Here is a 20,357-nt window from a genome sequence, read left to right on the forward strand (position 1 = left end):
GTATAAAAGGAACCCCCATGTCCAGTTTGATCAACAGCGCCATGAGTGGCCTCAGTGCAGCCCAGGCTGCGCTGAATACCGCCAGTAATAACATTTCAAGTTACAACGTGACGGGGTACACCCGTCAGACGACGGTGCTGAGCGCCTCAAACAGCACCCTGACAGGCGGCGGTTGGGTTGGCAACGGCGTGTATGTCTCCGGGGTACAGCGCGAATATGATGCATTCATTACCAACCAATTGCGCACCGCGCAGAACCAGAGCAGTGCCCTGACGACCCGCTACCAGCAGATGTCCAAAATTGACGACATTCTCTCTGGCAGCACCAACAGCCTGGCGACCACCCTGCAGGGCTTCTTTACCAGTCTGCAGACCCTGGTGAGCAACGCCGAAGATCCGGCGGCGCGCCAGACCGTACTGGGCAAGGCTGATGGCCTGGTGAACCAGTTCAAGGTGAACGATCAGTATCTGCGCGATCAGGATAAGCAGATCAATACCGCCATCGGCACCAGCGTTGATCAGATCAACAACTACGCTAAACAGATTGCCAACCTGAACGACCAGATTTCCCGTCTGACCGGCGTGGGCGCGGGTGCGTCCCCGAACAATCTGCTCGACCAGCGTGACCAGCTGGTGAGCGAGCTGAACCAGATCGTGGGTGTTGAAGTCTCCGTTCAGGATAGCGGCACCTATAACGTCTCCTTTGGCAATGGCTACAACCTGGTTCAGGGCAGCACCGCTAATCAGCTGGCGGCTGTGAAGTCTAGCGCCGATCCATCCCGTACAACGGTGGCGTTTGTTGACGGCACCTCGGGCCCCGTTGAGATCCCGGAAAAACTGCTGACCAGCGGCTCTCTGGGCGGCATGTTGACCTTCCGTACCGAAGAGCTCGACGCGGCACGTAACACTCTTAACCAGCTGGCGCTCTCTTTCGCTAACGAGATGAACAGCCAACACGCAAAGGGCTTTGATCCAGAAGGTAACGCTGGCGGTGAGTTATTTAAAATTGGTGCTCCCGCGGTACTGGGAAACACCAAAAATACCGGCTCGGCCTCCGTCACTGCCGCCATTAACGTGGCAGACAGCGCTAAAGTACAGGCTACCGACTACAAGATGGAGTTTGACGGCGGCAACTGGAAGATCACCCGCCTCTCGGATAAAACCACGGTTAAGCCAGTTGATGACGGCAAAGGTAACTTGTCCTTTGATGGCCTGACGGTGAACGTATCGGGCACGGCGAATAACAAAGACAGCTTTATCGTTAAGCCTGTCGTCAATGCCATCGTCAATATGGATGTGGCGATCAGCGATGAGTCTAAACTGGCGCTGGCGTCTGACGCCACCGGCGGTGAAAGCGATAACCGCAACGGCCAGGCGCTGCTTAATCTGCAGAACAGCAAAGTGGTCGGCGGCAACAAGAGTTTTAACGATGCGTATGCCTCGTTGGTCAGCACCGTCGGCAGCAAAACCGCGACGCTGAAAAGCAGCAGCACCACCCAGGCAAACGTGACGACGCAGCTGAGCAACCAGCAGCAGTCGATCTCCGGGGTTAACCTCGATGAAGAGTATGGCAACCTCCAGCGCTACCAGCAGTACTACCTGGCCAATGCCCAGGTACTGCAAACCGCCAGCACGCTCTTTGACGCGTTAATCAATATTCGCTAAGGCCGAGGTGAACGATGCGTATTAGCACCCAGATGATGTACCAGCAGAACATGCGTGGGATCACCGACTCCCAGAGTAAGTGGCTGAGCTACGGTGAGCAGATGTCCACCGGTAAACGTATTAACCGTCCTTCTGACGATCCTATTGCTGCGTCTCAGGCGGTTGTGCTCTCGCAGGCGCAGGCGCAAAACAGTCAGTACACGCTGGCACGCTCTTTTGCGTCCCAGCGAGTCGGGCTGGAGGAGAGCGTTCTGGGCCAGGTGACCACTGCGCTGCAATCAGCACAGGATAAAATTGTTTATGCCGGAAACGGCTCCCTGAGTGATAACGACCGCAGTTCCATTGCCACCGATCTGCAGGGTATCCGCGACCAGCTGTTGAACCTGGCAAACAGTACCGATGGCAACGGACGCTATATTTTTGCCGGTTATAAAACGGATGCTCCGGCATTCGATCAGGCAACCGGAAAGTATGACGGCGGCGACACGCCAATCCGACAGCAGGTCGATTCTGCGCGTAATATGCAGATCAGCCATACCGGCCAGGAAGTGTTTGAATCTTTCACCAGCAACGCCGCGCCAGAACCAGATGGCTCTGCCCCGGAAAAGAATCTGTTCAAGATCCTGGATAACGTGATTGCGGCTCTGAAAACGCCAGTCAGCGGCGATCAGGGCAAGACTGATCAAATGAATCTGGACATTGATAAAGCAAACCGCGGCTTGCGTAACTCCCTTGATAACGTGCTGACCGTGCGTGCTGACCTGGGCACCAAACTGACTGAACTGGATGCACTCGATACGCTGGGCAGTGACCGGGCCTTAGGCCAGACTCAGCAGATGAGCGATCTGGTTGATGTCGACTGGAACGCTGCGATTTCCTCCTACACCATGCAACAAGCGGCGCTTCAGGCATCTTATAAAGCATTCAGCGATATGCAGGGTATGTCCCTGTTCCAGCTGAATAAATAACTGACTTGACCTTTAGAACATGGCTTGAAACTGGTTATGTTCTGTATGCCCAATCCGTTTTGCGGATTGGGCTTTTTTTTCAGGAATTTTGCAGGGCCGATGAGCGGGTGCGGACGTTTTCAGTCATACGGATAACCAGCGCCACGCCTGCTGTAATGGTCGCCAGCGCAATGACGCCCGGCCAACCGGCCATAGTATAGAGCTGACTGCCGAGCGCGGAACCTAACGCCATCCCGATAAACACACCGGTAAAGAGCAGAGCGTTCAGACGGCCACGGGCCTGGGGCTCAAGGCTATAAACCAGGTTCTGGTGAGCCACCAGGCTCGACTGCAGACCGAGATCAAAACCTACCGCGGCAACGGCAATCAGGATCAGCTGGCCCTGTACACCTAATGCCGGCATGAAAAACATCAGGGCGAAGGAGACGGTTACCAGCGCGGCACCCAGCTGAGTGACTTTACCGGCGCCCAGTTTATCCGCCAGACCGCCAGCGAGTGGCGCGGCCAGAGCACCTGCGGCACCGGCAATGCCATAGCCACCGGCAACGGCGCTGCCAAGACCGTAGTGTTCCATCAGCATCACCGCCAGAGTAGACCAGAAGGCGCTAAAGGCGATGGAGAGAAACCCCTGTGCCAGTGCGGCGCGGCGCAGAGCGGGGTAGCGATGCCACAGGTGTGCCATGGAGCGCATCAGCTGCGGATAACGCAGGTTCGACGGCACCGCGAAGCGGGGCAGAATAAACCACATCACGGCGGCGAGGATCGCAATACTGCCCGCCGCCAGCTGGTACATCACGCGCCAGCCAAAAGCTTCGCCTACCACGCCGCTCACCGTACGGGAGAGCAGGATCCCCAGTAACAGGCCGGTCATCACCGTACCGACGGTTTTTCCCTGTTTGCCCTCCGGGGCGAGGATAGCCGCAGCCGGAACAATGTCCTGCGCCATGGTGGCGGTCATCCCAATCAGCAGGCTGACCAGCAGCAGGGAGTGGATCTGAGCCGTCAGGCTACAGGCCAAAAGCAGTAATGCCAGCGCGATGCTTTTCACCACAATTAGGGTGCGGCGATCATAGCGATCGCCAAGCGGCAGCAGGAAGAGGATCCCCAGCGCATAGCCCGCCTGCGTCAGAGTGGGCCCCATCCCCATCCCTTCAATACTGAGATGCAAATCTGCGCCCATCAGCGGCAGTAGCGGCTGAGCATAATAGATGGCGGCGACGCTAAAGCCCGCACCGATGGCAAGGATGAAAATTACCCAACGGCTGACGGCTGGGCTCAGGGTACTGGAGTTCATATGCAGTTCCTCATTTCGGGTGTGTCGCTATTCTTTATCACCCCGCCTTGCGGTGGTAGCTGGCCCGGTGTTAAAACACTTATACGTGTAACGTATAACCGGATTAAAAATGAAACGTTCGGAGCGTATAGACCGGGTAGAGCTGATGCGTACTTTTGTGCGTATCGTGGAAACGGGCTCTCTTTCAGCTGCCGCGGTGCAGATGGCGACCAGCCAGGCCACCGTCAGCCGTCGTCTTCAATCGCTGGAGACGCTGCTGGGCGTGCGCCTGATCCTGCGAACGACACACGCCATGAAGCTGACGGATGACGGCGAACGCTGCTATCAGCATGCCCGGCGGGTCATTGACAGCTGGTACGCGCTGGAGGATGAAGTCGGGCAAACAGAAGATGAGCCGGTCGGGGTGCTTCGCGTGCGTGCGCCGCATGCCTTTGGACAGGAGCAGTTGCTGGAGCCATTGACGGCGTTCCTGCTGCGCTATCCACGACTCAATGTGGAGTGGATGCTCAATGACCGCTCGGCTGATTTTTTAAGTGACAATATCGACTGCGCTATCCGGGTAGGGGCGGAGATCGACCCGGCCACGGTGTCGGTATTGCTGGCCGAGGTACCGCGCAGCATTGTGGCGTCACCCGAGCTGCTGGCACGGTTTGCGCCTGTAGAAAAACCGGAAGATCTCTCCGCGCTGCCCTGGGTGGCGCTCAATACTTTTTATCGTCAGCATGTTGAACTGTTCAGTGCGGAAGCCGCACAACCGCTGCGGGTGGCTATCTCCCCGCGCTTAAGTACCGACAGCCTCTACGTGGCGCGTAAAAGCGCGCTCACCGGGCTGGGCGTTGCCGTGGTCTCAAGCTGGACTGTCGAAGCGGATATCCGTGAGGGCAGGCTGATTCATCTGGTGCCTGACTGGCAGCCCGCCGCGTTGCCGGTTCATCTTGTCTATCCGTGGTCTCGCTACTATCCGGCGCGATTGCGTCGTTTTCTGGAGATGATGAGAGAGGTGATGCCTGAAATCGCAGGGATGCGCAGGCCAGAGCAGAAGCAATAAAAAAGCCGACCCGAAGGTCGGCTTTTGCGCTTAAGCAGGCTTATTCAGCCGGCTGTGGACGCGTGGCTGGCGCAGTGGCGTGATGGGTGGCACTGTGACCGCCTGCAGAGCCTTTACCGTCAAATTCAAATGCCGGACGTACCCAGTCACTCTGGCGCGGCGCTTCCGGAACATATTCCGGTGCCGGCGCTCGGGTCATTGGGGCCGTCGCGTGATGGGCTTCAGCATGAACCTGAGCGGCTGGCGCTGGCTTCACTGCAGGAACCGGCTTCACTTCTGGCTCGTCGACGTGAGCGACGTCAGTGACTTCAGGTTCCACTTCAGCTGCCTCAACCGGTTCAACATCGATTTCAATCTCAGGTTGAACTTCCGTTTCTACTTCAACTTCCACGACCGGCTGCGGCTCGACGGCTGCTTCGGTGGTTTCAGCCGATTCAACGGCAGCGGCTTCTTCGACAGCAGGTTCAGCTACGGCAGCATCTTCTGCAATCTGCTTCGCGACGACCGCATCGTCAGGCGTGACGATCTGCGGCTGTTCTGTCACAGGCGCAGCAATCACTTCCGGATGTGAAGTTTCGATTTCAACAACCTGCGGCTCTGGGATCACAACGGCAGCAGCGTCAGCGATCGCTTCAACCGCGACTGGCGTAACAGGGGTTGCAGTTTCCTGAGCGACGTTCTGCTCTTCAAACTGTGGCTCCTGAGGGCGAGCTACCGGATAACGGATCCAGGCTTTACCTGATGCCATTTCTGGTGAGGCACAGGCAATAGCCAGCGGCATTGGCGACTGCAGCGGATAACGCTCGTCACGATAACGACGGCGACGCTGACCACTCACGCGCAGGTGACGCGGAGAGCGACGTGAACGGCGCGGCATGCCGGCGTTTTCACGGCCTTCAGCGTTTTCTTCCTGCTCTGGTGCGTTTTCAATCACCGCAGGCAGGTCAACTTTAGCCAACTCGGTACGCTGTGCCGGTTCGGCCTGTGGTGCGATCGCTTCAACCGCAGCTTCTTCCGCCTGAGAGTGGAAACGCACTTTCTGGCTCATCTGACGCTGCTTACGGCGCGGCATCACCTGAACGCGTTCTTCCTGTTCAGTATCCTGAGCGGTCTCTTCGTCGCGATTCAGGGCTTTAACTTCCTGCTGAGCCTGACGCTTGTCATCGTTACGACGACGGTTACGTTCGCGGCGCGGCTGCTGCTCATCACGCTGTCTGCCTTTGTCAGACTCTTCGCTGACCGGCTGGCGAATTTCACGCTCTTCCGCGTTCTGCTGCGGCTTCTCGCGGCGGTTGCGACGGTTTTCGTCACGTCCTTCACGGCGCTCGCGACCTTCGCGGTTGTCACGATTGTCACGGCTTTCGCTGCCCTCACGGCCTTCGTTGCTCTCTGAACGGTTATCGCGGCGCTCATTGCGGTCACGACGGTTGTTCTGGCGTTTACGACGATCCGGTGAACGCTCCTGTTTCTCTTCTTTCTTCTCAACCGGTGCCGGGGCAGGCTGCGGCTCTTCACCCGCAAACATCTTCTTCAGCGCATTGAGGAAGCGGCTCAGCAGACCAGGCTGTGCAGCCGGTTGGCTCACTTCTGCCGTCGGTTTGGTTGCAGGTTTAGCCGCCACGGTCTCCTGCGCTGGCGCAGGCGGTGCTTCCGGCATCACAAACGCTGCCAGTGCAGGCTGTTCAGGCAGTTTACGCTCCGAGTACTCTTCCTCGGACGGCAGTGCCATCGCCTCTTCATGCAGCTTAGGCAGCATGTAGCTCAGGGTGGAGGTCTCTTCGCCTTTGCGCACGCGCAGCACGGAGTAGTGCGGGGTCTGCATCTGATCGTTAGGCACGATCACGCAGCGTACGCCACCCAGACGGGCTTCGATCGCACTTACCGCGGCACGTTTTTCGTTCAGCAGGTAGGAGGCAATCGGTACAGGCACAATGGCGTGAACTTCTTTGGTGTTCTCTTTCAGCGCTTCTTCTTCGATAAGACGCAGGATAGAGAGGGACAGCGATTCGTTGTCACGCACGGTGCCGGTACCGCTACAGCGTGGGCAGACGTGGTGGCTGGATTCACCCAGTGACGGGCTCAGACGCTGGCGGGACATCTCCAGCAGGCCAAAACGGGAGATATGGCTGATCTGGATGCGCGCACGATCCTGACGCACCGCTTCACGCAGGCGGTTTTCCACCGCGCGCTGGTGACGTACCGGCGTCATGTCGATGAAGTCGATAACGATCAGACCGCCCAGGTCACGCAGACGCAGCTGGCGGGCAATCTCATCGGCCGCTTCCAGGTTGGTGTTGAAGGCCGTCTCTTCGATATCGCCACCGCGGGTTGCACGTGCGGAGTTGATGTCGATGGCGGTCAGCGCCTCGGTGCTGTCGATAACGATAGAACCACCGGATGGCAGACGGACTTCACGCTGGAAGGCGGATTCAATCTGCGATTCAATCTGGTAGTGGCTGAACAGCGGGATCTCACCGGTGTACAGTTTGATTTTGCTGGTGAAATCGGGACGACCCAGTGCGGCAATGTGCTGGCGAGCCAGCTCAAGTACTTTCGGGTTATCAATCAGAATTTCGCCAATATCCTGACGCAGATAGTCGCGGAAGGCACGCACGATAACGTTACTTTCCTGGTGGATCAGGAACGGAGCAGGGCGGCTTTCAGCGGCTTTCTGAATCGCTTCCCAGTGCTTCAGACGGAAGCCCAGGTCCCACTGCAACGCTTCGGCAGATTTGCCCACGCCTGCGGTACGGACAATCAGACCCATGCCGTCTGGCAGCTCCAGGCTTGCCAGCGCTTCTTTCAGCTCGGTACGGTCATCCCCTTCGATACGGCGAGAGATACCCCCCGCGCGCGGGTTGTTTGGCATCAATACGAGGTAGCTGCCTGCCAGGCTGATAAAGGTAGTCAGTGCAGCGCCTTTGTTGCCGCGCTCTTCTTTATCAATCTGGACAATAACTTCCTGACCTTCACGCAGAACATCTTTGATGTTAGGACGGCCATGGGCATTATAGTTGGAAGGGAAGTACTCGCGAGCGATCTCTTTCAGCGGGAGGAAACCATGACGCTCGGCACCGTAATCGACAAATGCGGCCTCAAGGCTGGGTTCAATGCGGGTGATTTTGCCTTTGTAAATGTTCGCTTTTTTCTGTTCGTGTCCAGGACTTTCGATATCCAGATCGTACAGACGCTGCCCATCCACAAGGGCGACACGCAACTCTTCTTGCTGAGTTGCGTTGATTAACATTCTTTTCATCGTAACTTACTCATTATTCTTACATTGACGACTAAGCTGCGGGCAAGGTGACGCTTTCCGGGGTATGAACCGATGGCCTCGTGTCTATTCACGTCGCCAACCTCACGGTTGTCGCTCGCTTAAGAGGCGCAAAGTGTCGGTTGCCTGTATTTCATACGGAAATACAGCGCGATTATCAGGGGAATAGCCTGGGTAAAACTCTCCAGAGAAGATTCCATTTACCGGTAAGTACTGCAACCCGCAGCCCGCTAACTGTCTGAAAGATCAATACGTCTTACGCCATTGCTGCGTGGATGATCGGTCAGACAAAATTGGTCATTCCGTCGATATCCTTGCTTAACCAGGATTTAACACGGAAAACTGCAGCATTATTCCATTGCTAACCGGGTTATAGCAAGATGACTTTTGCCAATTATCACCCGGTTACTCACAGTTTTTTCACTTCTCTCATAGGATTGGTTTAATAACCACCAAATCGATTGCGTGAACGAAACAGTAACAGGGTAAAACTAAATATAAGCATAGAAAAATGAGTGGCGCTAATGGCTGCCGATAATTAGAATCGCCCCCCATGAAAACAGAGACTCCAGCCGTAAAAATGGTTGCCATTACCGATGATGAAGCGGGGCAACGCATCGACAACTTTTTGCGCACCCAACTGAAGGGCGTGCCAAAGAGTATGATTTATCGCATCTTGCGTAAGGGTGAGGTGCGTGTGAATAAGAAGCGCATTAAACCTGAGTACAAACTGGAAGCGGGTGATGAAGTGCGCATCCCGCCCGTACGTGTAGCCGAGCGGGAAGAGGAGGCGGTATCGCCGCATCTGAATAAAGTCGCCGCGCTGACGGATGTGATCTTATATGAAGACGATCATATCCTGGTACTCAACAAACCTTCCGGCACAGCCGTTCACGGCGGCAGCGGATTGAGCTTCGGCGTGATCGAAGGTCTGCGCGCGCTGCGTCCCGAAGCCCGCTTCCTTGAGCTGGTTCATCGCCTTGACCGCGACACCTCTGGCGTACTGCTGGTGGCGAAAAAGCGTTCGGCGCTGCGTTCGCTGCATGAACAGCTGCGTGAGAAGGGGATGCAGAAGGATTACCTCGCGCTGGTGCGTGGCCAGTGGCAATCCCATGTCAAAGTGGTCCAGGCTCCGCTGCTGAAAAACATTCTGCAAAGCGGTGAGCGTATCGTTCGCGTGAGTCAGGAGGGTAAGCCGTCTGAAACTCGCTTCAAAGTCGAAGAGCGTTATGAATTCGCTACCCTGGTGCGCTGCAGCCCGGTGACCGGTCGTACTCACCAGATCCGTGTTCATACCCTGCATGCAGGTCACCCCATCGCTTTCGACGATCGCTATGGTGACCGTGAGTTTGATAAGCAGCTGGCAGGTACGGGCTTGTCTCGTCTGTTCCTGCATGCCGCCGCGCTGAAGTTTACCCATCCGGGTACCGGCGAGGTGATGCGTATCGAAGCGCCTATGGATGAGCAGCTGAAGCGCTGTCTTAAAGTTCTGCGCGGTTAATTGCTGGGTGGCGCTGCGCTTACCCGGCCTGGGAAACCGTAGGTCCGTGCAAGCGTAGCGCCGCCGGGCGAAGCAGCGGGCTAGGCCATTAACGGGTTATAATGTTCCCGGCGCAGCATCTGGCACAGCGCAATCAGCGGTAATCCCACCAGGGTGTTCGGGTCGCGCCCGTCCAGCCTGTCAAACAACGCAATCCCCAGCCCTTCGCTCTTAAAGCTGCCCGCGCAGTTTAACGGACGCTCTTTACGGACGTAGTCATCAATCTCTTGTTCGCTGAGATGGCGGAAGTGAACGTCAAAGGGCTCGCATTCCGTCTGCAAATGGCCCGTTGAGCTGTTATAGAGAGCCAGGCCGGTATAGAACGTGACGATATTACCGCGGGCTTTCAACAGCTGCTGACGCGCATTCTCTTCGGTATGCGGTTTACCGGTGATAGCACCATCCAGGACGCAAACCTGATCGGAACCTATAATAAGATGGTCAGGAAATTGCGCTGCCAGGCTTTTTGCTTTTTCCTGCGCCAGACGTACCACCAGATGCCGTGGCGATTCACCGGGTTGTGGGCTTTCATCCACATTCGGTGCGGCACATTCAAAGGGTACGCCAAGCTTTTCCAGCAACACGCGGCGGTAGGGTGAAGTCGAGGCGAGAATAAGATTTGGCATATTTTTTTCACCAGATATAGCGTATCGATGCCAGCCATTTTAAACTACAGGCCGCAATGTGTGCGAATAATTGGCAAAAGGCAGCCTGAGGTTGCCTTTTTCTTTGACTCTATGACGTTACAAAGTTAATATGCGCGCCCTATGCAAAAGGTAAAATTACCCCTGACTCTTGATCCGGTTCGTACGGCTCAAAAACGCCTCGATTACGAAGGTATTTATACCCGTGACCAGGCTGAACGTATTGCCGAATCCGTAGTCAGTGTGGACAGTGATGTGGAATGCTCCATGTCGTTCGCGATCGATAACCAGCGCCTCGCCGTATTAACCGGTGATGCAAAGGTTTCGGTTACGCTCGAGTGTCAGCGTTGCGGGAAACCGTTCCCACTTCATGTTCACACAACATATTGTTTCAGTCCGGTTCGTTCAGACGAACAGGCTGAAGCACTCCCGGAAGCGTATGAGCCGATTGAGGTTAACGAATTCGGTGAAATCGATCTGCTGGCGTTAGTTGAAGATGAAATCATCCTCGCTCTGCCAGTGGTTCCGGTGCATGATTCTGAACACTGTGAAGTGTCCGAGGCGGACATGGTCTTTGGGGAACTGCCTGATGAAGCGCAAAAACCAAACCCATTTGCCGTATTAGCCAGCTTAAAGCGTAAGTAATTAAGGAGTAAGGTCCATGGCCGTACAACAGAATAAACCAACCCGTTCCAAACGTGGCATGCGTCGTTCCCATGACGCACTGACTGCAGTTACCAGCCTGTCTGTAGACAAGACTTCTGGTGAAAAACACCTGCGTCACCACATCACTGCTGACGGTTTCTACCGCGGCCGCAAGGTTATCACTAAGTAATCACGCGTTTGCGTGATTAGGCTTAGTGAGGGTTTCCCCGTGTAAACGGGGATATACCGAACCAGGCTGCGACGATACCTTGACACGTCTAACCCTGGCGTTAGATGTCATGGGGGGCGATTTTGGCCCTTCCGTGACAGTGCCTGCAGCATTGCAGGCACTGAACTCTAATTCGCAACTCGCTCTCCTTTTAGTCGGTAATCCCGACGCTATCACGCCATTACTCGCAAAAGCTGACTTCGAACAACGTTCACGTCTGCAGATTATTCCTGCCCAGTCAGTTATTGCCAGTGATGTCCGGGCCTCACAGGCGATCCGCAGCAGCCGCGGAAGTTCAATGCGCATCGCGCTTGAGCTGGTTAAAGAGGGCCGCGCACAAGCCTGTGTCAGCGCCGGCAATACCGGCGCGCTGATGGGGCTGGCAAAATTACTGCTCAAACTGCTTGAAGGTATTGAGCGCCCGGCGCTGGTAACGGTACTGCCGCACCAGCAAAAGGGCAAAACGGTGGTGCTGGATTTAGGCGCCAACGTCGATTGCGACAGTGTGATGTTGGCGCAGTTTGCCGTTATGGGCTCGGTGCTGGCAGAGGAAGTGGTAGGGATTTCTCATCCCCGCGTTGCTTTGCTGAATATTGGCGAGGAAGAGACCAAAGGCCTCGACAGCATCCGTGAAGCGTCCGAGCGGCTAAAAAATGAGCCATCCATCAACTATATTGGATATCTTGAAGCCAACGAATTATTGACCGGAAAAACGGATGTACTGGTGTGTGACGGGTTTACAGGAAACGTTACATTAAAAACCATGGAAGGGGTGGTGAGAATGTTTCTTTCTCTGCTTAAATCGCAGGGAGAGGGGAAAAAACGGTCATGGTGGCTGATTTTATTAAAGCGTTGGTTACAAAAGAGCCTGGCGCGGCGATTCAGTCACCTCAACCCCGACCAGTATAATGGCGCCTGTCTGTTAGGATTGCGCGGCATTGTGATTAAGAGTCACGGTGCGGCCAATCAGCGAGCGTTTGCCGTCGCGATTGAACAGGCAGTGCAGGCGGTGCAGCGACAAGTCCCACAGCGGATTGCCGCTCGCCTGGGATCTGTATTAGCAAAAAGTGACTGAGCGTACATGTATACGAAGATTTTAGGTACCGGCAGCTATCTGCCAAAGCAAGTGCGAACCAATGCCGATCTGGAAAAAATGGTAGACACGTCTGACGAGTGGATCGTCACACGTACAGGTATCCGCGAACGTCGTATTGCCGCGCCAGATGAAACAGTTTCCACCATGGGCTATGAAGCCGCCCAGCGCGCGCTGGAAATGGCGGGTGTCGATAAAGATGACATCGGTCTGATTATTGTTGCGACCACTTCCGCCACGCATGCCTTCCCAAGCGCTGCGTGCCAGGTGCAAAACATGCTGGGCATCAAAGGCTGCCCGGCGTTTGACGTTGCCGCTGCCTGCGCAGGCTTTACCTATGCGCTGAGCATTGCCGATCTATATGTGAAATCCGGCGCAGTGAAATATGCGCTGGTCATCGGCGCGGACGTTCTGGCTCGCACCTGCGATCCAAACGATCGCGGGACGATCATTATTTTTGGTGATGGCGCGGGTGCTGTCCTGTTAGGACAATCTGAAGAGCCGGGCATCATCTCAACGCATCTGCATGCTGACGGTCGCTACGGCGAGCTGTTAACGCTGCCAAATGCGGATCGTGTCAACCCGGACAGCGCCATCTACCTGACTATGGCGGGTAACGAAGTCTTCAAAGTGGCAGTGACCGAACTGGCACACATCGTTGACGAGACGCTGGAAGCCAATAATCTGGAGCGTTCCGCTCTTGACTGGCTGGTGCCGCATCAGGCTAACCTGCGCATTATTAGCGCCACAGCGAAGAAACTCGGCATGTCTATGGATAACGTTGTGGTGACGCTGGATCGTCATGGCAATACGTCTGCAGCATCAGTACCGTGCGCGTTTGACGAAGCTGTGCGCGATGGACGAATTCAACAGGGCCAACTGGTCTTGCTCGAGGCCTTCGGTGGCGGTTTCACCTGGGGTTCTGCGCTGGTTCGTTTCTAGAAAGGATAAAAAAAATGACGCAATTTGCTTTTGTATTCCCCGGACAGGGTTCTCAGGCCGTTGGAATGTTATCTGGATTGGCGGAGCAGTTTCCGGTAATCGAAGAGACTTTTCGTGAAGCTTCTGATGCGCTGGGCTACGATCTTTGGGCGCTGACCCAGCAAGGGCCAGCCGAAGAGCTGAATAAAACCTGGCAGACGCAGCCTGCGTTGCTGACCGCATCGGTCGCACTGTGGCGCGTATGGCAGCAGCAGGGCGGCAAAACGCCAGCGCTGTTAGCTGGTCACAGCCTGGGTGAGTATTCTGCGCTGGTTTGTGCGGGTGTGATTGCGTTTGCGGATGCTGTGCGTCTGGTTGAGATGCGCGGCAAATTCATGCAGGAAGCGGTGCCGGAAGGCACGGGCGGCATGTCAGCCATTATTGGTCTGGATGATGCTTCTATCGCAAAAGCGTGTGAAGAATCCGCAGAAGGCCAGGTCGTTTCACCGGTGAACTTCAACTCCCCGGGCCAGGTGGTTATCGCCGGCCATAAAGAGGCGGTTGAGCGTGCAGGCGCAGCCTGTAAAGCCGCGGGCGCCAAACGTGCGCTGCCGCTGCCGGTGAGCGTACCGTCCCACTGCGCGCTGATGAAGCCTGCTGCAGACAAGCTGGCCGTTGAGCTGGAAAAAATCACCTTCAGCGCACCGACCATTCCGGTGGTCAATAACGTTGATGTGCAATGTGAAACCGCGCCAGAGGCCATCCGCCACGCGCTGGTTCGCCAGCTCTACAGCCCGGTTCAGTGGACGAAAACCGTTGAATTTATGGCAGCGCAGGGCGTAGAGCACCTGTATGAAGTGGGCCCGGGTAAGGTCCTCACCGGTCTGACTAAACGTATTGTTGATACCCTGACCGCATCGGCGATTAACGAGCCTGAAGCACTGTCAGCGGCACTTGCGCAGTAAGAAGAGGAATACCATGAGTTTTGAAGGAAAAATCGCACTGGTCACCGGCGCAAGCCGTGGTATTGGTCGTGCTATCGCTGAAACCCTCGTCGCGCGTGGCGCGACAGTGATCGGCACCGCCACCAGCGAAAATGGCGCGCAGGCTATTAGTGACTATCTGGGTGCGAACGGTAAAGGTCTGATGTTGAATGTGACCGATCCGGCATCTATCGAATCTGTTCTGGGAAATATTCGCGCAGAATTTGGCGAAGTGGATATTCTGGTCAATAATGCCGGAATCACTCGCGACAACTTACTGATGCGAATGAAAGATGATGAGTGGAACGATATTATCGAAACCAACCTGTCATCTGTGTTCCGTCTGTCAAAAGCGGTAATGCGAGCTATGATGAAGAAGCGTCATGGGCGTATTATCACTGTCGGTTCTGTGGTTGGTACCATGGGAAATGCTGGTCAGGCAAACTACGCTGCGGCGAAAGCAGGCCTGATCGGTTTCAGTAAGTCGCTGGCGCGCGAAGTTGCGTCCCGCGGAATTACTGTAAACGTTGTTGCTCCGGGCTTTATTGAAACGGACATGACGCGTGCGCTGACCGATGAGCAGCGTGCGGGTACGCTGGCGGCAGTTCCAGCGGGTCGTTTAGGCGACCCTAAAGAAATCGCCAGCGCGGTTGCATTTTTAGCTTCTGACGAAGCGAGTTACATCACTGGTGAGACTCTCCACGTCAACGGCGGAATGTACATGGTTTAACCACGATAGAAAATATTTGCGTTATGAGGGGGAATGGCCTCAAAATAACGTAAAATCGTGGTAAGACCTGCCGGGATTTAGTTGCAAATTTTTCAACATTTTATACACTACGAAAACCATCGCGAAAGCGAGTTTTGATAGGAAATTTAAGAGTATGAGCACTATCGAAGAACGCGTTAAGAAAATTATCGGCGAACAGCTGGGCGTTAAGCAGGAAGAAGTGACCAACAATGCTTCTTTCGTTGAAGACCTGGGCGCAGATTCTCTTGACACCGTTGAGCTGGTAATGGCTCTGGAAGAAGAGTTTGATACTGAGATTCCGGACGAAGAAGCTGAGAAAATCACCACCGTTCAGGCTGCCATTGATTACATCAACGGTCACCAGGCGTAAGTGAACATCTCCAGGCGGTCATTCGACCGCCTGAGTTTTTTCTTTTGTAGTCCCTCGTTTTTCTTTTTTTATCCCTCCCTGGAGGACAAGCGTGTCTAAGCGTCGTGTAGTTGTGACCGGACTTGGCATGTTATCTCCTGTCGGCAATACCGTAGAGTCCACCTGGAAAGCTCTCCTTGCCGGTCAGAGTGGCATTAGCCTAATCGACCATTTCGATACTAGCGCCTATGCAACGAAATTTGCTGGCTTAGTAAAGGATTTTAACTGTGAAGAGATCATCTCGCGCAAAGAACAGCGCAAGATGGATGCCTTCATTCAATATGGAATTGTCGCTGGCGTTCAGGCCATGCAGGATTCTGGCCTTGAAATTACGGAAGAGAACGCAACCCGTATTGGCGCCGCTATTGGCTCCGGGATTGGCGGCCTTGGCTTAATCGAGGAAAACCATAGCTCTTTAGTCAATGGTGGCCCACGTAAGATTAGCCCGTTCTTCGTTCCGTCAACGATTGTTAACATGGTGGCAGGTCACCTGACCATCATGTATGGCCTGCGCGGTCCAAGCATTTCGATTGCAACTGCCTGTACGTCTGGTGTGCACAACATCGGCCAGGCGGCGCGTATGATTGCTTATGGCGATGCTGACGCGATGGTCGCTGGTGGGGCAGAAAAAGCCAGCACCCCACTGGGTGTGGGCGGTTTCGGTGCAGCGCGCGCGCTGTCTACCCGCAACGATAATCCTCAGGCGGCGAGCCGTCCGTGGGATAAAGACCGTGATGGTTTTGTGCTGGGTGACGGTGCAGGCATGGTCGTACTGGAAGAGTACGAACATGCGAAGAAACGCGGCGCGAAAATTTATGCAGAAGTCGTCGGCTTCGGCATGAGCAGCGATGCCTATCACATGACTTCTCCGCCAGAGAATGGCGCAGGTGCTGCGCTGGCCATGGTTAACGCTATCCGTGATGCGGGTATCGAGCCGGGTCAGATTGGCTATGTGAATGCGCACGGTACTTCTACGCCTGCGGGCGATATCGCTGAAGCGCAGGCCGTTAAGTCTGTGTTTGGCGATGCAGCCCGCCGCGTCATGGTCAGCTCCACCAAATCCATGACCGGTCACCTGCTGGGTGCGGCGGGTGCAGTTGAGTCTATCTACTCCATCCTTGCGCTGCGCGATCAGGCTGTTCCGCCAACCATCAACCTGGATAACCCGGATGAAGGTTGCGATCTGGACTTCGTTCCGCACGAAGCGCGCCAGGTCAGCGGTATGGAGTACACCCTGTGTAACTCCTTCGGCTTTGGCGGCACCAACGGCTCTCTGATCTTTAAAAAGGTCTGATGCTACCCTGTCGTTAGTGCAGTAAAAAAAGGTCCGCTTGTCGGGCCTTTTTTATTCGGTTTTCTTCCCTTGTCCAGAGCCATCCTTCCTGCCAGACTATTCGACCATCTTAAAGGAGCCACCATGTTCTTGATAAATGGTATAAAGCAGGCACAGCTTCCGGCGAGTGACCGGGCGATTCAGTTTGGTGACGGATGCTTCACAACGGCCCGCATTGTCGAAGGCAAGGTCTGTTTGCTTGAGGCGCATCTGCAACGATTGCGGACGGCCTGTGAAAAACTGTTCATTCCCTTTGCCCAGTGGACGGCGTTAGAAAATGAAATGACAGACCAGGCACACGGCGTCGAACGGGGCGTATTAAAAGTGATTATTACCCGGGGAAGCGGCGGAAGAGGATACAGCGCGGCTGGCTGTCAGGATCCGGTTCGCATTCTGTCGGTATCTGCCTGGCCTGCCCATTATGATCGCTGGCGCAAGGAAGGCATTACCCTGGCATTAAGTCCGGTGAGGCTGGGACGTAATCCGCAGCTTGCGGGGATAAAACACCTCAATCGGCTTGAGCAAGTGCTGATTCGCTCCCATCTTGAACAGACCGACGCCGATGAAGCGCTGGTTCTTGACAGCGAAGGGTTCATTACGGAATGCTGTGCGGCGAATTTATTCTGGCGGCTGGGTAAGGATGTGTTTACCCCCCGTCTGGATCAGGCTGGCGTTAACGGCCTGATGCGGCAGTTTTGTCTGCGGCAACTGGCGCATTCCGGATTTCGCGTGGTCGAAGTGCAGGCGCGCGAGGCTGCGCTGACCGATGCTGACGAGATCGTCGTATGCAATGCGCTGATGCCAGTTGTGCCGGTGCGCCAGTATGGTTCTCACCATTTTACATCGCGTGAGTTGTACTCGTTTTTAGCCCCTCTGTGTGAGCAAACCAGATAGTCATGAAGAAAATGTTGCGCTTTATTCTCCTCGTCGTTGTCGTGCTGGGCATTGCCGCTGGCGTGGGGATGTGGAAAGTTCGCCAGCTGGCGGAGAGCAAAATCCTGATCGCCGACGAGACGGTATTTACCCTGAAACCCGGTACCGGACGGCTGGCGCTGGGTGAACAGCTGTACGGCGACAAGATCATTAACCGCCCGCGGGTATTCCAGTGGCTATTACGCGTGCAGCCGGAGCTGTCGCATTTTAAAGCCGGTACGTACCGCTTTACCCCAGGAATGACCGTGAAGGAGATGCTGGAGCTGCTTGAAAGCGGTAAAGAGGCGCAGTTCCCGCTGCGTTTTGTTGAAGGGATGCGTCTGAGCGACTACCTGAAGCAGCTGCGCGATGCGCCCTACATCAAGCATACGTTGCCGGACGACAGTTATGCCGCCGTCGCCGAGGCCCTGAAATTTGAACACCCCGACAGGATAGAAGGCTGGTTCTGGCCCGATACCTGGATGTACACCGCGGGCACCACCGATGTGGCACTGTTGCAGCGTGCGCATAAAAAGATGGTTGCAGCAGTGGATAAAGCCTGGGAAGGGCGGATGGAAAACCTGCCGTATAAAGATCAGAATCAGTTCGTGACCATGGCCTCTATCGTCGAGAAAGAGACGGCAGTCGCCAGCGAACGCGATCAGGTGGCCTCTGTGTTTATCAATCGTCTGCGTATCGGTATGCGTCTGCAGACTGATCCTACGGTGATTTACGGGATGGGTGAGAACTACAAGGGCAACATTTCGCGTAAAGATCTCGAAACCCCAACGGATTATAATACCTATGTCATTAGCGGATTACCCCCGGGGCCGATTGCCACGCCGGGTCAGGCATCGTTGAATGCCGCCGCGCATCCGGCCAAAACGCCGTATCTCTATTTCGTCGCGGACGGAAAGGGTGGACATACTTTTAACACCAATCTTGCCAGTCATAATCGTTCGGTCCAGGACTATCTGAAGGCACTTAAGGAAAAAAATGCGCAGTAATTACATCGTCATTGAGGGGCTGGAAGGCGCCGGGAAAACCACCGCACGCGACACGGTCGTCGAGACGCTGAAACAGTGTGGCATCGAAGAGATGATCTTTACCCGCGAACCGGGCGGCACACAGCTGGCGGAAAAACTGCGCAGTCTGGTGCTGGACATTAAATCGGTCGGCGATGAAGTGATTACGGATAAAGCCGAAGTCATGATGTTCTACGCCGCGCGTGTCCAACTGGTCGAAACCGTCATCAAACCTGCGCTGGCGCGTGGGTGCTGGGTCATTGGCGATCGCCACGATCTCTCCACCCAGGCGTACCAGGGCGGTGGCCGCGGCATTGACCAGACGATGCTCGCCACGCTGCGCGATGCGGTGCTGGGGGATTTCCGCCCGAACCTGACGCTCTATCTCGACGTGACGCCAGAAGTGGGCCTGAAGCGCGCCCGCGCCCGTGGCGAACTGGATCGTATTGAGCAGGAGTCGCTGGACTTCTTCAACCGTACCCGCGCCCGCTATCTTGAGCTGGCCGCACAGGACAGCACCATCCGCACCATCGACGCCACCCAACCACTGGAAGCGGTGATGGACGCCATTCGTAAAACGGTCACCGACTGGCTGAAGGAACAACAGGCATGAAATGGTATCCATGGTTGCGCCCGCATTTAGAACAGCTGGTGAACAGCTACCAGTCCGGTCGGGGGCATCATGCGTTACTGATCCAGTCGCTGCCAGGAATGGGCGATGATGCGCTGATCTACGCCATCAGCCGTTTTCTGATGTGCCAGCAGCCCCAGGGGCATAAGAGCTGTGGCCAGTGCCGCGGCTGCCAGCTGATGCAGGCGCAGACGCACCCGGATTATTACGCGCTTGAGCCAGAGAAGGGCAAAACGACGCTGGGTATTGATGCGGTTCGCGCGGTCAGCGAGAAGCTCTACGAGCGCGCGCGGCTCGGTGGGGCGAAAGTGGTATGGGTCAAAGATGCCGCCCAGCTGACCGAAGCGGCGGCCAACGCGCTGTTAAAAACCCTGGAAGAGCCGCCGGAAAATACCTGGTTCCTGATGGCCTGCCGTGAGCCCGGACGGTTGCTGGCGACTCTCCGAAGCCGCTGTCGCTTGCATCATCTCAACGTGCCGCAGGAGGCGTGGGCTATCAGCTGGCTTGCGCGGGAAGTGACAACGTCACAAGAAGCAGCGCTCAGCGCGCTACGTCTGTGCGGCGGCGCGCCTGCAGCCGCGCTGGCGCTGTTGCAGCCCAACGTCTGGGGGCAACGCGAACAGCTTTGCCAGGCGCTTGGGGCTGTACCTGACAGTGGTGACTGGATGAGCCTGCTGCCGGTACTCAATCATGAACAGGCGCCCGATCGTCTGCACTGGCTGGCGGCGTTGTTGCTGGATGCCCTCAAAATTCAGCAAGGGGCGACCTTGATCAGCAATGCTGATGCCTGGCAAGGGGTTAACAGCCTCGCCCGGCGCCTGCCAGGAGTGGCATTACGGGCTATCCTTCATGACGTATGTCAGTGTCGCGAACAATTACTCAGCGTAACGGGGCTGAATCGGGAGCTTGTGCTGACCGACCTGTTACTCACTATCGAGCATTACCTGCAACCGGGCACAACGCTGCCTGTATCCCATCTCTGAGAGAGACATT

General features: G+C 55.7%; 19 protein-coding genes. 16 read left to right on the plus strand and 3 right to left on the minus strand.

The window, feature by feature from the left end:
* Positions 1 to 17 precede the first annotated feature (17 nt).
* Positions 18 to 1,664 (plus strand): flagellar hook-associated protein FlgK, encoded by a 1,647-nt coding sequence (flgK, locus tag FHC51_RS14015; RefSeq protein WP_220435810.1) that lies wholly within the window; start codon positions 18 to 20, stop codon positions 1,662 to 1,664.
* 14 nt (positions 1,665 to 1,678) lie between these two features.
* A complete protein-coding gene (gene flgL / locus FHC51_RS14020) occupies positions 1,679 to 2,632 on the plus strand; it encodes a flagellar hook-associated protein FlgL (RefSeq protein WP_220435811.1) in 954 nt (317 codons plus the stop codon).
* Positions 2,633 to 2,711: 79 nt separating this feature from the next.
* Here the strand turns inward: flgL and FHC51_RS14025 are convergent, their stop codons facing one another.
* Positions 2,712 to 3,926, minus strand: coding sequence for an MFS transporter (locus FHC51_RS14025; protein WP_220435812.1), 1,215 nt, complete (start codon positions 3,924 to 3,926; stop codon positions 2,712 to 2,714).
* A 109-nt stretch (positions 3,927 to 4,035) separates the two neighbouring features.
* Here FHC51_RS14025 and FHC51_RS14030 point away from each other — a divergent pair, with 109 nt between their 5' ends.
* Positions 4,036 to 4,974: a LysR family transcriptional regulator gene (locus tag FHC51_RS14030; RefSeq protein ID WP_156238387.1), complete on the plus strand. Its 939-nt coding sequence runs from the start codon at positions 4,036 to 4,038 to the stop codon at positions 4,972 to 4,974.
* Positions 4,975 to 5,014: 40 nt separating this feature from the next.
* On the opposite strand, the gene rne is transcribed toward FHC51_RS14030, so the two are convergent.
* Positions 5,015 to 8,230 carry a ribonuclease E gene (gene rne, locus FHC51_RS14035; protein ID WP_220435813.1) on the minus strand — a complete coding sequence of 1,072 codons (3,216 nt, stop codon included), beginning with the start codon at positions 8,228 to 8,230 and terminating at the stop codon, positions 5,015 to 5,017.
* Positions 8,231 to 8,801: 571 nt separating this feature from the next.
* On the opposite strand from rne, the gene rluC reads away from it, so the two are divergent.
* On the plus strand, positions 8,802 to 9,749 hold the full coding sequence (gene rluC / locus FHC51_RS14040; RefSeq protein WP_103823711.1) for a 23S rRNA pseudouridine(955/2504/2580) synthase RluC: 948 nt from the start codon (positions 8,802 to 8,804) through the stop codon (positions 9,747 to 9,749).
* Between the two features lie 80 nt (positions 9,750 to 9,829).
* On the opposite strand, the gene FHC51_RS14045 is transcribed toward rluC, so the two are convergent.
* On the minus strand, positions 9,830 to 10,414 hold the full coding sequence (locus tag FHC51_RS14045) for a nucleoside triphosphate pyrophosphatase (protein ID WP_103823712.1): 585 nt from the start codon (positions 10,412 to 10,414) through the stop codon (positions 9,830 to 9,832).
* A 141-nt stretch (positions 10,415 to 10,555) separates the two neighbouring features.
* Here FHC51_RS14045 and yceD point away from each other — a divergent pair, with 141 nt between their 5' ends.
* The 12 genes from yceD (at position 10,556) to holB (ending at position 20,347) form a co-directional block, all read left to right on the plus strand.
* Positions 10,556 to 11,077, plus strand: a complete 522-nt coding sequence (yceD, locus tag FHC51_RS14050; RefSeq protein ID WP_103179089.1) for a 23S rRNA accumulation protein YceD — start codon at positions 10,556 to 10,558, stop codon at positions 11,075 to 11,077.
* A 16-nt stretch (positions 11,078 to 11,093) separates the two neighbouring features.
* Entirely contained in the window at positions 11,094 to 11,267 is a 174-nt protein-coding gene (rpmF, locus tag FHC51_RS14055; protein ID WP_003857964.1) for a 50S ribosomal protein L32, read from the plus strand.
* Between the two features lie 79 nt (positions 11,268 to 11,346).
* On the plus strand, positions 11,347 to 12,381 hold the full coding sequence (gene plsX / locus FHC51_RS14060) for a phosphate acyltransferase PlsX (RefSeq protein WP_220436695.1): 1,035 nt from the start codon (positions 11,347 to 11,349) through the stop codon (positions 12,379 to 12,381).
* A 6-nt stretch (positions 12,382 to 12,387) separates the two neighbouring features.
* Positions 12,388 to 13,341, plus strand: coding sequence for a beta-ketoacyl-ACP synthase III (locus tag FHC51_RS14065; protein WP_220435814.1), 954 nt, complete (start codon positions 12,388 to 12,390; stop codon positions 13,339 to 13,341).
* 14 nt (positions 13,342 to 13,355) lie between these two features.
* The gene (fabD, locus tag FHC51_RS14070; protein ID WP_103823714.1) at positions 13,356 to 14,285 is read left to right on the plus strand and encodes an ACP S-malonyltransferase; all 930 of its coding nucleotides are present in this window, start codon (positions 13,356 to 13,358) and stop codon (positions 14,283 to 14,285) included.
* A gap of 13 nt (positions 14,286 to 14,298) precedes the next feature.
* Positions 14,299 to 15,033, plus strand: a complete 735-nt coding sequence (gene fabG / locus FHC51_RS14075; RefSeq protein WP_103179093.1) for a 3-oxoacyl-ACP reductase FabG — start codon at positions 14,299 to 14,301, stop codon at positions 15,031 to 15,033.
* Positions 15,034 to 15,187: 154 nt separating this feature from the next.
* Positions 15,188 to 15,424: an acyl carrier protein gene (gene acpP / locus FHC51_RS14080; protein ID WP_000103754.1), complete on the plus strand. Its 237-nt coding sequence runs from the start codon at positions 15,188 to 15,190 to the stop codon at positions 15,422 to 15,424.
* 91 nt (positions 15,425 to 15,515) lie between these two features.
* Entirely contained in the window at positions 15,516 to 16,757 is a 1,242-nt protein-coding gene (gene fabF, locus FHC51_RS14085) for a beta-ketoacyl-ACP synthase II (RefSeq protein ID WP_103179094.1), read from the plus strand.
* A 123-nt stretch (positions 16,758 to 16,880) separates the two neighbouring features.
* A complete protein-coding gene (gene pabC / locus FHC51_RS14090; protein WP_220435815.1) occupies positions 16,881 to 17,690 on the plus strand; it encodes an aminodeoxychorismate lyase in 810 nt (269 codons plus the stop codon).
* Positions 17,691 to 17,692: 2 nt separating this feature from the next.
* A complete protein-coding gene (yceG, locus tag FHC51_RS14095; RefSeq protein ID WP_103823717.1) occupies positions 17,693 to 18,715 on the plus strand; it encodes a cell division protein YceG in 1,023 nt (340 codons plus the stop codon).
* Positions 18,705 to 19,346 (plus strand): dTMP kinase, encoded by a 642-nt coding sequence (tmk, locus tag FHC51_RS14100; RefSeq protein ID WP_156654283.1) that lies wholly within the window; start codon positions 18,705 to 18,707, stop codon positions 19,344 to 19,346. Before yceG ends, tmk begins: the two co-directional genes overlap by 11 nt.
* Entirely contained in the window at positions 19,343 to 20,347 is a 1,005-nt protein-coding gene (holB, locus tag FHC51_RS14105) for a DNA polymerase III subunit delta' (protein WP_220435816.1), read from the plus strand. The genes tmk and holB overlap by 4 nt, the downstream gene beginning before the upstream one ends.
* Positions 20,348 to 20,357: the final 10 nt, after the last annotated feature.

Source organism: Leclercia sp. EC_58, from assembly GCF_019584355.1.
GTDB lineage: Bacteria > Pseudomonadota > Gammaproteobacteria > Enterobacterales > Enterobacteriaceae > Enterobacter.

Coding starts and splice junctions, on each gene's coding strand:
- FHC51_RS14025 (WP_220435812.1), bottom strand. CDS start 3,926: ATGAACTCCAGTACCCTGAGCCCAGCCGTCAGCCGTTGGGTAATTTTC.
- fabD (WP_103823714.1), top strand. CDS start 13,356: ATGACGCAATTTGCTTTTGTATTCCCCGGACAGGGTTCTCAGGCCGTT.
- flgK (WP_220435810.1), top strand. CDS start 18: ATGTCCAGTTTGATCAACAGCGCCATGAGTGGCCTCAGTGCAGCCCAG.
- holB (WP_220435816.1), top strand. CDS start 19,343: ATGAAATGGTATCCATGGTTGCGCCCGCATTTAGAACAGCTGGTGAAC.
- FHC51_RS14045 (WP_103823712.1), bottom strand. CDS start 10,414: ATGCCAAATCTTATTCTCGCCTCGACTTCACCCTACCGCCGCGTGTTG.
- tmk (WP_156654283.1), top strand. CDS start 18,705: ATGCGCAGTAATTACATCGTCATTGAGGGGCTGGAAGGCGCCGGGAAA.
- yceD (WP_103179089.1), top strand. CDS start 10,556: ATGCAAAAGGTAAAATTACCCCTGACTCTTGATCCGGTTCGTACGGCT.
- rpmF (WP_003857964.1), top strand. CDS start 11,094: ATGGCCGTACAACAGAATAAACCAACCCGTTCCAAACGTGGCATGCGT.
- pabC (WP_220435815.1), top strand. CDS start 16,881: ATGTTCTTGATAAATGGTATAAAGCAGGCACAGCTTCCGGCGAGTGAC.
- flgL (WP_220435811.1), top strand. CDS start 1,679: ATGCGTATTAGCACCCAGATGATGTACCAGCAGAACATGCGTGGGATC.
- rne (WP_220435813.1), bottom strand. CDS start 8,230: ATGAAAAGAATGTTAATCAACGCAACTCAGCAAGAAGAGTTGCGTGTC.
- FHC51_RS14065 (WP_220435814.1), top strand. CDS start 12,388: ATGTATACGAAGATTTTAGGTACCGGCAGCTATCTGCCAAAGCAAGTG.
- yceG (WP_103823717.1), top strand. CDS start 17,693: ATGAAGAAAATGTTGCGCTTTATTCTCCTCGTCGTTGTCGTGCTGGGC.
- fabG (WP_103179093.1), top strand. CDS start 14,299: ATGAGTTTTGAAGGAAAAATCGCACTGGTCACCGGCGCAAGCCGTGGT.
- FHC51_RS14030 (WP_156238387.1), top strand. CDS start 4,036: ATGAAACGTTCGGAGCGTATAGACCGGGTAGAGCTGATGCGTACTTTT.
- rluC (WP_103823711.1), top strand. CDS start 8,802: ATGAAAACAGAGACTCCAGCCGTAAAAATGGTTGCCATTACCGATGAT.
- acpP (WP_000103754.1), top strand. CDS start 15,188: ATGAGCACTATCGAAGAACGCGTTAAGAAAATTATCGGCGAACAGCTG.